The organism is Exiguobacterium sp. PFWT01 (assembly GCF_018255795.1).
In the GTDB taxonomy this organism is placed as follows: Bacteria; Bacillota; Bacilli; order Exiguobacteriales; family Exiguobacteriaceae; genus Exiguobacterium.
The window spans coordinates 1,550,168-1,565,596 of the sequence record NZ_CP073755.1 but is presented as its reverse complement, the minus strand read 5'-3'; the positions used below and the strand labels follow the sequence as shown (position 1 = coordinate 1,565,596).

General features: G+C 47.7%; 14 protein-coding genes. 13 read left to right on the top strand and 1 reads right to left on the bottom strand.

Annotated features, from left to right (window positions below):
* Positions 1-2: 2 nt before the first annotated feature.
* From mutL to nhaC, 11 genes are all read left to right on the top strand, one after another.
* On the top strand, positions 3-1,820 hold the full coding sequence (mutL, locus tag KD909_RS08095) for a DNA mismatch repair endonuclease MutL (protein ID WP_211781294.1): 1,818 nt from the start codon (positions 3-5) through the stop codon (positions 1,818-1,820).
* A 165-nt stretch (positions 1,821-1,985) separates the two neighbouring features.
* Complete coding sequence (locus KD909_RS08090) at positions 1,986-2,633, top strand: 50S ribosomal protein L25/general stress protein Ctc (protein WP_211781293.1); 648 nt, start codon at positions 1,986-1,988, stop codon at positions 2,631-2,633.
* Positions 2,634-3,282: 649 nt separating this feature from the next.
* The gene (locus KD909_RS08085; protein ID WP_211781292.1) at positions 3,283-3,645 is read left to right on the top strand and encodes a hypothetical protein; all 363 of its coding nucleotides are present in this window, start codon (positions 3,283-3,285) and stop codon (positions 3,643-3,645) included.
* A gap of 71 nt (positions 3,646-3,716) precedes the next feature.
* Positions 3,717-4,547 (top strand): formate/nitrite transporter family protein, encoded by an 831-nt coding sequence (locus KD909_RS08080; RefSeq protein ID WP_371744422.1) that lies wholly within the window; start codon positions 3,717-3,719, stop codon positions 4,545-4,547.
* Between the two features lie 191 nt (positions 4,548-4,738).
* Complete coding sequence (locus tag KD909_RS08075; RefSeq protein ID WP_211781290.1) at positions 4,739-6,589, top strand: anaerobic ribonucleoside triphosphate reductase; 1,851 nt, start codon at positions 4,739-4,741, stop codon at positions 6,587-6,589.
* Entirely contained in the window at positions 6,567-7,022 is a 456-nt protein-coding gene (gene nrdG, locus KD909_RS08070; RefSeq protein ID WP_211782880.1) for an anaerobic ribonucleoside-triphosphate reductase activating protein, read from the top strand. The genes KD909_RS08075 and nrdG overlap by 23 nt, the downstream gene beginning before the upstream one ends.
* 53 nt (positions 7,023-7,075) lie before the next feature.
* Positions 7,076-7,894: a fumarylacetoacetate hydrolase family protein gene (locus KD909_RS08065; RefSeq protein ID WP_211781289.1), complete on the top strand. Its 819-nt coding sequence runs from the start codon at positions 7,076-7,078 to the stop codon at positions 7,892-7,894.
* A gap of 111 nt (positions 7,895-8,005) precedes the next feature.
* The gene (locus tag KD909_RS08060; RefSeq protein WP_211781288.1) at positions 8,006-9,271 is read left to right on the top strand and encodes a S1C family serine protease; all 1,266 of its coding nucleotides are present in this window, start codon (positions 8,006-8,008) and stop codon (positions 9,269-9,271) included.
* Positions 9,272-9,327: 56 nt separating this feature from the next.
* Entirely contained in the window at positions 9,328-9,672 is a 345-nt protein-coding gene (locus KD909_RS08055) for a DoxX family protein (RefSeq protein WP_078146805.1), read from the top strand.
* A gap of 16 nt (positions 9,673-9,688) precedes the next feature.
* The gene (locus tag KD909_RS08050; protein WP_211781287.1) at positions 9,689-10,777 is read left to right on the top strand and encodes an amidohydrolase; all 1,089 of its coding nucleotides are present in this window, start codon (positions 9,689-9,691) and stop codon (positions 10,775-10,777) included.
* A 162-nt stretch (positions 10,778-10,939) separates the two neighbouring features.
* Positions 10,940-12,340 carry a Na+/H+ antiporter NhaC gene (gene nhaC, locus KD909_RS08045; protein WP_371744421.1) on the top strand — a complete coding sequence of 467 codons (1,401 nt, stop codon included), beginning with the start codon at positions 10,940-10,942 and terminating at the stop codon, positions 12,338-12,340.
* Positions 12,341-12,355: 15 nt separating this feature from the next.
* Here nhaC and KD909_RS08040 read toward each other — a convergent pair whose 3' ends face one another.
* The gene (locus KD909_RS08040; RefSeq protein WP_211781285.1) at positions 12,356-13,555 is read right to left on the bottom strand and encodes a hypothetical protein; all 1,200 of its coding nucleotides are present in this window, start codon (positions 13,553-13,555) and stop codon (positions 12,356-12,358) included.
* A gap of 79 nt (positions 13,556-13,634) precedes the next feature.
* Here KD909_RS08040 and KD909_RS08035 point away from each other — a divergent pair, with 79 nt between their 5' ends.
* Positions 13,635-14,765 carry a mandelate racemase/muconate lactonizing enzyme family protein gene (locus KD909_RS08035; protein WP_211781284.1) on the top strand — a complete coding sequence of 377 codons (1,131 nt, stop codon included), beginning with the start codon at positions 13,635-13,637 and terminating at the stop codon, positions 14,763-14,765.
* Positions 14,752-15,423 carry a GNAT family N-acetyltransferase gene (locus KD909_RS08030; protein WP_211781283.1) on the top strand — a complete coding sequence of 224 codons (672 nt, stop codon included), beginning with the start codon at positions 14,752-14,754 and terminating at the stop codon, positions 15,421-15,423. Before KD909_RS08035 ends, KD909_RS08030 begins: the two co-directional genes overlap by 14 nt.
* The last annotated feature ends 6 nt before the right edge of the window (positions 15,424-15,429 follow it).

The following is a 15,429-nucleotide window of genomic DNA, read 5'->3' as shown; positions in this document are numbered from 1 at the left end:
CGATGGGAATCATTCGAGAGTTACCTGAACAACTCGCGAACCGAATCGCAGCCGGGGAGGTCGTCGAACGACCGGCTTCCGTCGTCAAAGAATTAGTCGAGAATGCCATTGATGCGGGAGCGACGAAAGTGGACGTGGACTTACAAGAGGCGGGCATCCGTCTCATCAAAGTGCGTGACAACGGGCATGGGTTCCATGAAGAAGACGCCGCGCGAGCCTTCTTGAGACATGCGACGAGTAAAATCCGGGACGAGCACGACTTGTTTCGCATTCGGACGCTCGGTTTCCGTGGGGAAGCACTCGCCTCGATTGCGTCGGTCAGTCACGTCTTGTTGAAATCAAAGCGAGCAGATGAAGACGGTTTTGAGATGACGCTTGAAGGCGGTGTCGTCAAGGAGACGAATCCGACAGCGACGAACGTCGGGACCGAAATTGCGGTCAGTCAGCTCTTCTTCAACACACCGGCACGGCTGAAATATTTGAAGACATCGGCGACAGAACTCGCGAGCATTACCGACACGTTGAGCCGTTTGGCACTGTCACATCCGGAAATTCGCTTCACCGTCTTTCATGAAGAGAAAGAATTGTTGCGTACGAACGGGAATGGAGACTTGAAACAAGTCATGCTTGCCATCTATGGTCGCCAAGTCGCCGCGCAAATCGTCACGGCATCGAGTAAAACGAACGACTATACACTAAGCGCCCATCTCGTGCGACCGGAAGTGACCCGTTCGAACAAACAGTACGTGACTCTCATTTTAAACGGTCGAAGCATCAAAAACTTTGCACTGACCCAAAGCGTGCTCGAAGGTTACCATACGCTCTTACCGATCGGTCGTTATCCGATTGCCGTGCTCGAGGTGAAGATGGACCCGATGTTGATTGACGTGAACGTCCATCCGACGAAACGTGAAGTGCGTTTGTCGAAAGAAAAAGAACTATGCCAGCTCATCCGAGAGACCGTTCAATTGACACTCCGGGAACAACGTCTCATTCCGTCTGTGAAACAAGAACCGAAGCTGAAACGTGTGACACCTTCTGAACAGTCGAAACTCGACTTTTCGATGGAGCCCCAACCTAAACAGGCAGATTCGGTCGAGTGGAACTATCCGATTCCGAGAGAACGGAAGGAGACGCTCACGTCACCATCCCAGTGGAACCCGGCTCCGCTCGTTCATGAGCCGGAGGCAGAGATGATCGAACCAGAACAGGTCGAGGAGTCTGTACGTCAGTCGGAGCGTTTACCGGCATTAGACGTCATCGGGCAACTGCATTCGAGTTATATCATCTGTGGAGCGGAAGACGGGATGTACGTGATGGACCAACATGCCGCTCAGGAACGCATCAAGTATGAGTTGTTTTATGAGCAGTTAGGACGTCCGGAAAAAGAGTATCAGCTTCTGTTGATTCCGCTGACGTTAGAGTTCACGCAAGAAGAGACGCTCGCTATCGAAGAAGTGCTCCCGCTTCTAGCGGATGCAGGCATCACGTTAGAGCCGTTTGGGGGTAACACGTTCCTTGTCCGTGAGATTCCGACATGGTATCCGCAACATGACTTAGAGGGCACGATTCGTGATTTGGTGGAGATGGCCATTCAACAGCGGTCAATTGACATCGCGAAATATCGCGAAGAAGCATCAATCCTCATGGCGTGTAAACGATCGATCAAAGCGAATCATCCACTCAATATGGAGATGATGCGACAATTGATTGATGATTTGAGTCGTACGACGTCTCCGTTTACGTGTCCGCACGGGCGACCGATTCTCGTGAAATGGAGCACGTATGAGCTTGAGAAGTTATTTAAACGCGTCATGTAATCGTCTTGTTACCTTGTTTTAACACGATGTAACGTTTATTCAGCCGTCCTCATGGGAAAACTATACACATGTCACTCAACGCATCGAGGTTGAGAGGTGGCTTTTTCACTGCCTCACCCTCAAGATGTCGACATGAAATGTATATCCATGTAGGAGGAAAAGAAAATGACGAACAAACTTCAAGTATCAAAACGAGAATTACGCCCACGGTCACTGCGCACGAAGTTGCGTAACGAAGGAAAAGCGTTAGGCGTCGTCTACGGCTACAAAGTAGACAGCACTCCAATCGTATTTGACGAGATGGACCTTCGTAAAATTCTTCGAGACCACGGTGACAATGCCTTGATTGAACTCCATTACGATGGAAATAAAATCAATACGCTCGTGCACGGATCGGAAACGGACCCGTTCACAAACTTCTATCAGCACGTCGAATTCATGGCCGTGAAGATGGATGAAGAGACAGAAGTTGAAGCGGATATCGTCCTTGTCGGTGACGCGAAAGGCGTCAAAGAAGGCGGATATCTTGCCCAGTCACTTTATAAAGTGACGGTCGCTGCGACACCGGCCAACATTCCTGAACGCATCGAACTCGATGTATCAGAGCTTGGAATCGGTGATTCGGTGACGGTAGCGGATCTTCCAGAAGAAAAATCATACAAGATTGTTTCTGAACCAGATATGCACATCGCCTCTGTGAATGAGCCGGTTGCAGAAGTTGAAGAGGAAGAGTCGGAAGAAGGTTCAACTCAAGAGGAAGCATCAGAAGCTTCATCGGAAGAAGCTGAAGAATCGTCTGAGGATAAAGAATAAGCAATTCAATTATAAAAGAGGAGCATCATCCCTAGATGGGGTGATGCTCCTTTGTTTTATTGTCCAAACGAATCTGAACTTAATACTTTTAGATCAAAATGAGGAAAGTGACGTAGCTTTTTTAAGTTCCCTTTAGAGTGATGTAATAAATATTATAATTCTTCACCATAGAAATAATAAGCTCGGATCAATACATGGAACATCTAATTGTTGTAAATTACATACGCTTTTTCATTTTTGGAACCCATTTTTTAGCTATTGGAACCGTTTCTCTTATTTATTTTTAAAGTTTGTTTTGAATGCTCCAATTATTTTTTTTATGAATATTAATAAAAAATATAAGAGAGCTAAATTAAACAGCAACCCAAATAGTTCAAAACTGTAATCTCCTTGTCCTAGGTTACCTAACCAACGAGCTGGAAATCCATAGTATATGTAGGGTCCCTCTTCTCTAATCCCAAACTTAGGAATGAAAGAAAGTATCATTACAATAATAAAACTAAGAGAAAATACCTTAACGTTGAATGTAGAACCATCTTTTGACATTTGGCAATGGAATCCTTTTTTGTATTTTAATCATTTGAATTCTTTTTTCTATATTCCACTAACATTGTACTACAATAACTGGAAAAAACAAGTTTAGTTTATAGTGATGAAGAGCAAAATTACTTTTTTTGCACTGTCCACTGCGCTATTTTTTAGCATGTTTAATCAATCTGTATCCGAAAGCGGAGATATTGATGATTTGAGCAACAAAAATTCAAGTGAGAGTATTCATTTAGAAATTGTTGAGGCAGAAGAAGTACCTGAAGGAGTATCTAGCATTAACTTTGATTCATATGAGGATTTTGAAAATGCTGTACGTGCTTGGGAAGTTGATCAATTAAGTAGAGAAAAAGAAGAAAATTTTTTTGTCACAAATCCGCCATATGTAAACGATTACGATGTGAACACTCTGTCAATTCATACAAGACAGGATTGCCAACAGAGACTGTACAGTTTATATTGTTAATGATTTCACATATTAGAACTGATACTTTCCTATTTAATTATTCAGAAAGAAGGGTTTGTGACATGGCATCAATGGAAATCCATGCACTCGAATCATTACGGAAAAAAGCACAGGCTTCCTCGCAAATGATTCATTATCGTCCAATGGAATACTTTTTACGGGCAATGTTAGCCGGGATCTTTATCGGCTTTGCTTCAATCTTCACGCTGAAAGTCGTCAACGGGATGTATTTAGCGGAATCTCCGTTTACGACACTCATCGGGGGCTTCTCGTTCGGGATTGCGCTCGTCATGATCATCTATGGGGGAGCGGAGTTGTTCACGGGGAATACGATGTATTTCACAACGTCGACACTTCGCGGCTATACAACGCTCAGCGACACGATGCTCGTTTGGTTGCTTTGCTTCGTCGGGAACGCACTCGGGGGAATCCTATTCGCGTTACTACTTGCACCGACTGGCGTCATCCAAGAACTCGGGATGAACAACTGGTTGTTCTCCGTTGTTGAAAGTAAAATGCACCATACGACGGTCGAAATTTTCTTCCGCGCCATCTTCTGTAACTGGATGGTCTGTCTCGCTATTTTCTTACCGAAACAAATGAAAAATGAGTTCGCTCAAATCTTCTCGATGATCTTCCTTGTCGCCGTCTTCTTCGCTTCAGGATTCGACCACGTCATCGCCAACTTCGTCTTGTTCGCCTTGACGCTCGTCGTCCCACACCCTGAGACGATCAGCATGGCAGGTGCGATTCATAACTTGATTCCTGCGACGTTCGGTAACATCATCGGTGGAGCGCTCTTCATGGGAGCCATCTATACGTGGTTGAACTCGAAAGGTCTCCGTGAGGCACAAGAATTAGAGGAAGAAGTCGAATTAAAAGTCGTCAAAGCTGCTAAATAAATGACGTTTGTCACAAATAACGTTGGGCCTTGTCTTACCGAAGACGAGGCTCTTTTTTGTCGTATGCTCACACGTAAACTGTCACAATATCGACTCGTGACCATCAAGAAAAATACGTGTCATAATCTATATATAGGATTTTAAAAACGTTTGTGAATGTTTTTAATCCATATATAGTGAGGTGATGGGTTTTGAAATTACTGCAGTTGTATGAGGATGTCTGCGTCTTACCAGACCAAGACTTGGTACAAGAAAATGCGAATGTGGACGGAAAGTCCCCACTTGGGAAACTAGCACGACTCTCTTCGGAAGTGTCGAAAGAATTATCGCAGACGTATTTGATGTCGGAGCGATCAAAACAGGCCGTCACTGATAACTATTTATACGTGCATGACGCCGACTATTACATCACTGGCTCGACGACATGTTGTCAAATTCCACTCGGTCAATTATTAAAAGATGGATTTCATACGGGGCATGGAACAATCCGATCGCCAAAGGACATTCGCTCTGCCATGGCACTCGCGTCGATCATCCTTCAAGCGAATCAAAATATGCAACATGGAGGGCAGGCCTTCCCGATGTTTGACGTCGACTTGGCACCGTATGTCGAGAAGACATACGAGCGTCAACTAAGCCGACTCCAATCATTACCCGTTGACTGGGATGAGATGCGATTGAAACAACTCGCGGAAGAAGAGACGATTTCGGCGACGTATCAGGCGTGTGAGGCGTTCATCCACAATGCGAACTCGATGCATTCACGAGGTGGTGGGCAAGTGCCTTTCGTTTCGATCAATTATGGAACGGACACATCAAAGTGGGGACGTATCCTCATTCGAGAGCTACTTCGTGCCACGGAACGTGGGTTAGGGAACGGGGAGACTCCGATTTTTCCGATTCAAATCTTTAAAGTGAAGGAAGGAATCAACTTTCGGGAGGACGATCCGAACGTCGATCTTTTCCGTGAAGCGTGTCGGGTCACAGGAAAACGGCTATTTCCGAATTTTTCCTTCATCGATGCCCCGTTCAATGCCGCTTACTATGATGGGACGCATGCATCTGAAGTGGCATATATGGGTTGCCGCACTCGGGTCATGGGAAACCGACACGGAGAAGAGACGTCGATCGGTCGTGGCAATCTTTCCTTTTCCACACTCAACTTGGTGAAGATGGCACTTGTCTCGGAGTCGCTCTCGGATTTTTACAGCATTCTCAACCGATATGTCGACATCGGGATCGAACAGTTGGTCGAGCGTTTCGAATATCAATGTACGCGTCGCGCTGAAGAATTTCGTTTCCTCTACACACAAGGTGTCTGGCGTGGAAGTGAGCAGTTACATATTCATGATGAAGTCCGAGACGTATTGAAACAAGGAACGCTTTCACTCGGTTTCATCGGACTCGCTGAAACGTTGAAGGTGTTGACGGGAGGTACACATGCTGAGTCGCGTGAAGCGGAGCGACTCGGTCTTGACATCGTCACGCATTTTGCCAATCGCATGCGTGCGGCAGCCGAAACGTACGACTTGAACTTTTCGTTGCTCGCGACACCGGCAGAAGGATTGTCAGGTAAATTTGTGACGCAAGACCAGGAAACGTTTGGGATGATTGAAGGTGTCACCAATCGTGCCTTTTATACAAATTCATTCCACGTGCCGGTCTATCAGTCTGTATCAATTCGTGAGAAAATCCGAATCGAGGCACCGTATCACGCATTGTGTGACGCGGGACACATCTCCTATGTCGAAGTCGATGGGTCACTTGCCCACAATGCGGAAGCGGTGGAATCGATTGTCCGCTTAATGCGTCAGCAGGATATCGGCTACGGTTCCATCAATCATCCGGTCGATCGTTGCGGAAATTGTGGATTAGAAGGATTAATTGATGATGCCTGTCCGACGTGTGGCGAGGATACAAACATCGAACGAATCCGCCGCATCACCGGTTATTTGGTCGGGACGATGGACCGTTGGAATACGGCGAAACGAGAAGAAGAGCGGGCGAGGGTGAAACATGATGCGCATTCTATCCGTCGTTGAAGAATCCGTCGTCGATGGACCGGGGATTCGGACGGTCATCTTTACTGCCGGCTGTCCGCATCACTGTAAAGGGTGTCACAACCCTTCCTCATGGAATCCAGCCGGAGGTGAGGAAGTCGAAATAGAGGAACTTGTTCAACGCGTCAAACTCAGTGGTTGGGACGGCGTGACCATCTCAGGTGGCGAACCGTTTCTTCAATCGTCAGCGTTAGCAAAACTCGTCACGGCATGTAAGTCGCTCGGTAAAAATGTTTGGGTGTATACGGGTTATACGCTCGAACAGTTGGAAGCGATGCACGACGAAGCCGTTCAAACCGTGTTAGACTACGCAGATGTCCTCGTCGACGGTCGTTACGAGCAGTCATTACGAGAAATGGGACTCCGCTTTCGGGGATCGAGTAATCAACGGATCATCTTTTTGAATAAAGTGTAATCGAGGCAGAGATGTCTCGATTTTTTGTATAATGATGAAAAGGGGGAGTTTTAATGAAATGGTGTAGTTTTGAGATGCAAGAAGAGCAACGAGTGGGGATCATCGAAGGTGATTTCGTCTTTGATGTCAGCAATCAAGTACATACGACAAACTTATTAGAGGTAATCGCCCGTGAGTTTGAACCGGATATCGATTTGGACGTGGCGCCATCATACCGAGTGGCGGAGGTAAAATTACTCGCCCCGTACCGTCCATTGAAAAATGTGATTTGTATCGGCAAGAACTACGAAGAACACGTGAAAGAGATGGATACAGCGGGAGCGGGGAAACTCGTCATCTTCACGAAAGCGCCGACCTCGGTCGTCGGTCCGGAAGCAGTCATTGAACGCCATCCAGAATTGACGGACAAACTCGACTACGAAGGTGAGCTCGCCGTCATCATCGGAAAGTCTGGACGAGACATCGAAGCGGTCGAAGAGCACATATTCGGATATACGATTCTAAATGATGTGACGGCACGAGACGTACAAAAAGAACATGTCCAATTCTTCCGTGGTAAGTCGTTCGATACGTTTTGTCCGTTGGGACCATACATCGTGACACCGGACGAGCTCCGGTTCCCTCTCCAAATCAAAACAAGTGTTAACGGGGAGACACGTCAAAACGGGACGACAGCCGATATGATTCGTCCGATTGACGAGCTCATTCGTACACTGTCGAAGGGAATGACGCTCGAAGCGGGTGACATCATCGCGACAGGTACGCCGGCCGGGGTCGGGCATGGGATGACCCCACCGTCATATCTTCAAACGGGAGACACGGTCGAAGTGACGATTGAAGGTCTCGGTACGTTAAGAAATGTGATTGTCTGAATGAAATGACGTAAAATGTGAAGAATCTTGTAATTCATTTATCATTTTATAAATGAGTGTTCCTCTTCGTTATAGTAAGGGTAGAAGATAACACAGAGGAGATGAATCATTATGGATCGTCACGATCAATCAAATGAACGCGATCAATTACATGAATCAGAGCAACAAAAAGATTGGTTAGATACAGAACTCGGTTCATCCAACCGAGAAGAGACAATGGTACGAACACAAACAAAACCGTCATTCGTCAGCCGTATGTTCCCGGGACTTGTCGGTGGGGTCATCGGGGCGTTGTTGACGGGCGCAATCGCATATCCGTTCATCGACCAACCGGCTACGAGTGTGAGTGATACGAACGTGACCTCGCAAGGGACTCCGGTCCAGACGTCATCAAATGTGTCTGACTCTTCGGTCACGAATGCCGTCGCGACCGCTCAACCTGCAGTCGTCACCGTGAACAACTTCGCCCAAACTGGCTTCTCGAGTGAGGCGGTCGAGGCTGGAGTCGGATCAGGTGTCATCTACAAAAAAGAAGGTGACTCGGCATTTATTGCGACGAACCATCACGTTGTCAACGGAGCGGACAAGCTGACGGTCACCTTTAATGACGGAACGACTGCGGAAGCGACACTCATGGGAAGTGACGCGACGTATGACTTGGCCGTCTTGAAAGTGGACGCTGACAAAGTACCGGCCGTCATCTCAATCGGCAAATCGAGCGAGTTGAAACCGGGTCAAACGGTCATCGCCATCGGGAATCCGCTTGGACAATTCGAGAACTCCGTGACACGCGGTGTCGTCTCATCGACGTCACGCCTCGTACCGGTCGATACGGATGAGAACGGACAGGCCGACTTCAATGCCGAGGTCATTCAAACGGATGCGGCCATCAACCCAGGTAACTCGGGTGGTGCGTTAATCAACGAAGAAGGACAACTCGTCGGAATCAACTCGATGAAGATTGCGACGGCAGAAGTCGAGGGAGTCGGATTCTCAATCCCAGTCGACATCGCCCTTCCGCTCATCAATCAAATCGAACAGACGGGAGAAGTGAATCATCCGTCACTCGGCGTATCGCTACGTGACGTATCAGAGTTCCCTCCAGGTTACTTGACGGAACAAATCAACTTACCTGAATCGGTGACGGCGGGAACAATCATTGTGGAAGTGCAGCAAAATAGTTCGGCTGCGAAAGCAGGTCTTGAGGCGCGTGACGTCATCGTGAAAATCAATGACAAAGACGTTAGTTCCTTCATTGACCTCCGCAGTGAATTGATTCGCGATACGGATGGAACGGTCGACATCGAATATGTCCGTGACGGAAAAACAGAGACGGTTCAAGTCGAGATTCAAAACGCAAACGGTTCTGCATTGTAAAAGGTGGGCAATATGCCCGCCTTTTTTGCTATGCTTATACAAAAGGAGGATGAGATATGGTACGAAATTTATATGGGGTGTTACTATTCGGGGCAGGAATTTTACATTTTGTAAGAGAGAAGGCGTTCATGTCGATTATTCCGAAATCTTGGCCGTTCCGCCGACTGATGGTGCAACTAAGCGGAGTCGTTGAAGTCGTGTTCGGGGCGATGCTATTACTGAACAAAGGAACATCGTTCGTGAAACGGACGCTACCGGCATTCTTTATCGCCGTCTTCCCGGCAAATATCAACATGGCCGTCAAGCCATCTAGAATCGGTGGGAAGGTCATTCCGAAATGGATTACATGGGGACGACTCCCGCTTCAATGGGTTTTGATCAAAGGTGTCAAAAAAATATAAAGGTGTGGAGATACATATGACAAGCGTACTCAAGTGGTTTGAGCATTTCCATGCTCATCCAGAAATCAGTTGGAAAGAAGTCGAGACGACTCGAACAATCGTATCCATCTTATCAGACTGGTCGATTCCCCATCGAACGTTTGAGGACGTGACCGGAGTAATCGCGGAGATTGGATCGGGAGAAGAAGTGATTGCGGTCCGCGCCGATATCGACGCGTTATGGCAACAAGTGGACGGTACGTTTCGAGCGAACCATTCATGTGGGCACGACGCGAACATCAGCATGGTACTCGGTGCGCTCGAACAGTTGAAAGACGAAGCGTTACAAAAGCGAATCCGTTTCATCTTCCAACCTGCCGAAGAGCAAGGAAACGGTTCGCTCGCCATGATCGAACGAGGTGCGCTCGAAGACGTGACGCAACTGTTCGGGATTCATTTGCGTCCACAAGAAGAGTTGAAGAAAGGCCAATACGCGGCGGCGATTCAGCATGGTGCTGCCTTCTTCTTAAAGGGAGAAGTGCTCGGCGATGACGCGCATGGTGCGAGACCACATCAAGGGCAGAATGCACTCGATGTCATCTTCACGATTCAACACATGCTTAAAAGCATTTACTTATCACCGTTTGAGCCACACTCCGTCAAGTTGACGAAGGTACACGCCGGGAGTGACAACATGAACATCATTCCAGGAAATGCGACGTTCTCGATTGACGTCCGTGCCCAACAAAATGAAGAATTGCTCGAACTGCGCAATCGTGTCGAAGACATGTTACTCCAGGTCGGTCAGCTTCATCGTGTGAAACTTGAATGGGAGTGGCAAGACTTTACACCGGGAGCCGTCGTTGGGGAAGAGTCTAGCCAAATCGCCAAGCGAGCGATTGAGAAACGCTTCGGTGAATCGGCTCTCGTCGAACGGATCGTCACGTCAGGTAGCGATGATTTTCATTTTTATACCGTTGAGAAACCGTCACTTGATGCAACGATGATTGGCATCGGCGCTGATTTAGGTCCAGGTCTTCATCATCCGCATATGACGTTTGACCGTGACGCGTTAAATGACGGGGCACTCCTGCTCGCGGATGCGCTCCGGATTGCAGCAACATAAATCAAGATGGGTGGGATAGACAGATGTCTGTCCACTCATTTTTTTATTGCATCCACTCCTTGTAAGCGCTATCATAACTTTATTAGCGACAATATAACGACAATTCTGAATTTTCGCTATAGGGGAGGAAGTTAGATGGAAACAACGGGGAACAAGCAAGACATGAAGTTAGGGTGGGCGCTCTTGCCACTCGGGGTGATGATCGTCGTCATGCTCATCTCGATCGTTAAGCTCGGTCAAGGTCCACACATTCCGCTCATCGTCGGAACGGCAGTCGCTTCAATCGTCGCCTGGCGTCACGGGTTCAAGTGGAAAGAGATTGAAGAGATGATGTATAAAGGGATTCGTCTCGCCTTACCGGCAGTCGTCATCATCATTTTGGTCGGGTTGACGATTGGGGCATGGATCGGTGGAGGAATTGTTGCCACGATGATCTATTTCGGACTGAAGATCATCTCACCGGCATACTTTTTGTTAACGATTTGCCTCATCTGTGCGGTCGTCGCCCTTTCGATCGGGAGTTCATGGTCGACGATGGGTACGATTGGAGTAGCGGGGATGGGCATCGGGCTGAGTATGGGGATACCGGCGCCGATGGTAGCGGGGGCTGTCATCTCAGGAGCTTACTTCGGGGATAAGATGTCACCTTTGTCAGACACGACAAACTTGGCGGCAGGATTAACTCATACGAATTTATTCGTACATATTCGGCACATGCTCTATACGACAATTCCAGGACTCATCATTGCACTCGGGGTATACGCATGGCTCGGTAGACGATTTGCAGATTCTTCGACAGACTCGTCTGAAATCACACAGACATTGACGATTTTAGAGGACAGTTTTGTCATCTCACCATGGTTACTCCTCGTTCCACTCGCCGTCATTTTGCTCGTCGCAAAGAAAGTGCCGGCGATTCCAGCACTCGTCGTCGGGATTGCCCTAGGTTTCTTGGCTCAAGTGTTCATCCAAGGCGGGTCACTTTCAGACAGCGTAGGTGCTCTTCAAAGTGGCTATGTCATTGATACGGGTAATGAACTGGTCGATAACCTCTTCAGCCGAGGTGGTCTTGATGCGATGATGTACACGGTCTCGATGACCATCGTCGCGATGACGTTCGGTGGGATTTTAGAATATTCGGGGATGCTACAATCCATTATGAACCAAATTTTGAAGTTGGCGAAAACGGCAGGTTCATTGATCGCTTCAACGATTTTAGCGGGAGTTGCGACGAATGCGACGTGTTCGGAGCAGTACATCTCAATCGTCGTTCCGTCACGCATGTTTGCTGGAGCGTATGAAAAAATGGGATTACAGTCAAAAAACTTATCTCGTGCCCTTGAGGATGGAGGTACGTTGACATCCGTGTTTATCCCGTGGAACACGTGTGGGGTATTCATTCTCGGCACACTCGGGGTCGGAGCTTTCGAATATGCACCGTATGCCGTCTTGAACTTCATTGTACCGGTCATTTCGATTGTGTATGCCTTCACGGGATATACGATTGAGCGCATGGCGGTCATCCAACAGGAAGAACCTGTCGAGGAACAAGCGGCTCAATAAAACGATTCCCGGTCGTCAATCGACCGGGAATCGAAATTTATAGACGGTACGCGGACGACCTTGGCTGTAGCTCATCTCTTCGCCAATCGGATGAACGAGTTTTGCATCAACCAATTTTTTGATGAGTCGCTCTGTCGTGCGACGTGTCACATTTAAATGGTCGGTCAACTCTTTCGCTGTAAACTCGAGATGGGCCGTTGAAAAATGAATAAGCTTTTCGATATTGGTCGGACTCATACCCGTCTGTTTCATCATGTCATAGACACGCGTTTGCGTGACGCGAAAATGAATCGGTGTCGGTTGGTCGGTGAACGTCATTCGTTTTGAATCGTCGACGATGCGTATAGCGGCATTGTTTGTCGTATGAAGGGCAAGTTCGGCATGCTCAACGGCGCGTTGATAATCGGAACCATACCCGATCCCTACATGACCAGAAATGTTCTTTGACAAGATGGAACCGTTTGACATGGCGGAGTCAATCTTTCCTTTACTCGATAATAGGACGATACCGTCTTGAGTGGTCTCCATCAATTTACCACCGAAATAGTGATGTGTTGTCACATGGTTGAGCGTATCTTCACTGGCATCCGAGTAGAAGAGCACGGCAAGTTGTGACTGGTCTGATTTGTTCAATCGAATCTGTTGAATAAAATCATGGAAATGGTGGAGAATTCTCTCTTCTGGCTCAATCATGAGTTGACTAGCAAAACCATTTTCCACTAAGTGTCGATGAACTCGCTCGACACTCGTCAAGGCGAATCGAGTCGTCCCATTTCGTTGAAGTTGCTCATGAAACGAAATCAACTCTTCGAAATTCATATATGGATTAAGTTCTTTCACTTGCGGTGGCGACATGTGGCTTGGAAACGATGCTAAAATTGATTCAAGTCGTGACGCATCAACGAGATCGATGGAGAGCTCTTCGATTTGGAGCTGTTGTGTCAATGTCACGTATAAAAGTGACGTCAATAACACGACATCATCTTGAACGACGTGATGTGCAAATGGAAGGGTCGCTTCCTCCGTCGCATACGTATAAGGGAATGAACCGGAGAAGAACACTCCGTCAAAAAATAGGAGTTTCGTAGCGATGTCTTTCGCTTCTCGCGGGTCATCATATGGAAATCCCTCGATTCGAACATCGGGTAAAGAAGAACCGTTCCGTACCTGTTGTATAAACGATGGTGAGCCGACAACGGCGATATGGATGGACATTGAAAATCCCCCTTGCAATTTAGCGACTATATAACGACAATATAGAGGAAAGAGCAGTTGAAGTAAAGGAGTGATGAACGTGAATATTCAAAAAATAGAAATTTTCTCGGTTCGCTTTCCATTGAAGGTACCATTCATCGTCAGTTATCACCGTTATGATGATATGCCATCTGTCATCGTCAAAATGACGACCGCATGTGGACTTGTCGGATATGGAGAAGCCGTGGCGGATGAGCATGTGACGGGTGAGTCCGCTGAGAGCACGGTCAGCGTCCTCCGTCATCTATTGGCTCCGCTCCTAATCGGAAAAAATCCGATGCACTTAGAGCATATTCATGACGAGATGGACCGTGCGATTCGTGGTGTTCCGGCTGCCAAAGCAGCACTCGATATCGCCTGTCATGATGTGATCGGGAAAAAGCTGAATCAACCCATCTACGAATGGATTGGCGGTCGGTACCATGAGTCATTCCCAGTCACGCACGTCTTGAGTATCGGAGAGCCGAACCATATGGCACAAGAGGCACTCGAACAAATGAAACGAGGCTATACGGCAGTGAAGATGAAGGTCGGAGTCGATGTGCAAACGGATGTGGCGCGTGTCAAGGCGGTACGGGAAGCGGTAGGAAATGACGTGCCGATTCGAGTCGATGTTAACCAGGGGTGGGTCAACGCGGCCAATACGGTTCAAGCCATGCGTCTACTCGAACCGTATGGCATCGATTGGGTCGAACAACCGGTCAAGGCGGATGATTTTGAAGGCATGCTCGAAGTGAAACAAAAAATTTCCGTCCCGCTCATGATAGATGAAGGGCTGAAAGACGTTCACGATATGAGACGCTTGACGATGATGCAAGCAGCCCATAAAGCGAACATCAAGCTGATGAAGTGTGGTGGTATCTATCCGGCGAAAAAGTTGGTCCATATGGCGGAAATGTCCGGAATCGAATGCCAAATCGGTTCCATGGTCGAATCCTCTATTGCATCGAGTGCAGGATTCCACGTCGCTTTCTCGAGTAAAATCGTGAAGACGGTCGAGTTGACGGGCCCGCTCCGATTCGGGAAAGATGTCGGAAACTTATTATATGATTTACCAATCATCTCGCTGAACAATCGTCCGGGACTCGGTATTGACGTCGATGAGGACGTGTTGCGTGAATTGACGACAGATTCTTACGTGATTGGAGAAGAATCGCATGTGGAAAGGTGAGATCAAAGACCTTTCCCTTCATGTTTGCGTTCTAGGCTTGTCCGATTTACCGGAACTGTTGTCCGTCCAAGATGCGGTCATTCAAGCATTGGCTGAACCAGCACATTATCAATCGCTATCCATCGAGGAGTTCACGAAACTATTGAATGACCAGACGTTGATTGGGGCAAGATCAGATGGTCGGATTATCGCGTTCCGAGCGATGCTCATCCCACCGATCGATGCGGAACATCTAGGGCGGGATATCGGATGGCCGGAGGATTCACTTGAACGTGTCCTGTATCAGGAAGTGACGAACGCCCATCCAGACTTCCGTGGATATGGACTACAGACACATTTAGGCAAACTGTTGATGGCACAAGTGGAATCGGATGATCGATTCGATGTCGTCTGTGCGACGGTCGCACCGTTCAATATTCCAAGCATGAAAGACAAGTTCACGCTTGGACTCCGAATCGGGGCGTTGAAAGAAAAGTATGGAGGGAAACTCCGCTATATTTTTTACAAAGAGATGCATCGTTCGTGGCATCCCACATCAATTGTGCAAGATGTACCGATGGAAAATCGTGAGCGACAAGTTGAGTTGCTTCAAGCCGGTTGGGTCGGGACGGGCATGATGAAACAAGGGGAACAGTGGATTGTTCGATATGAGAAGTAAAAAATC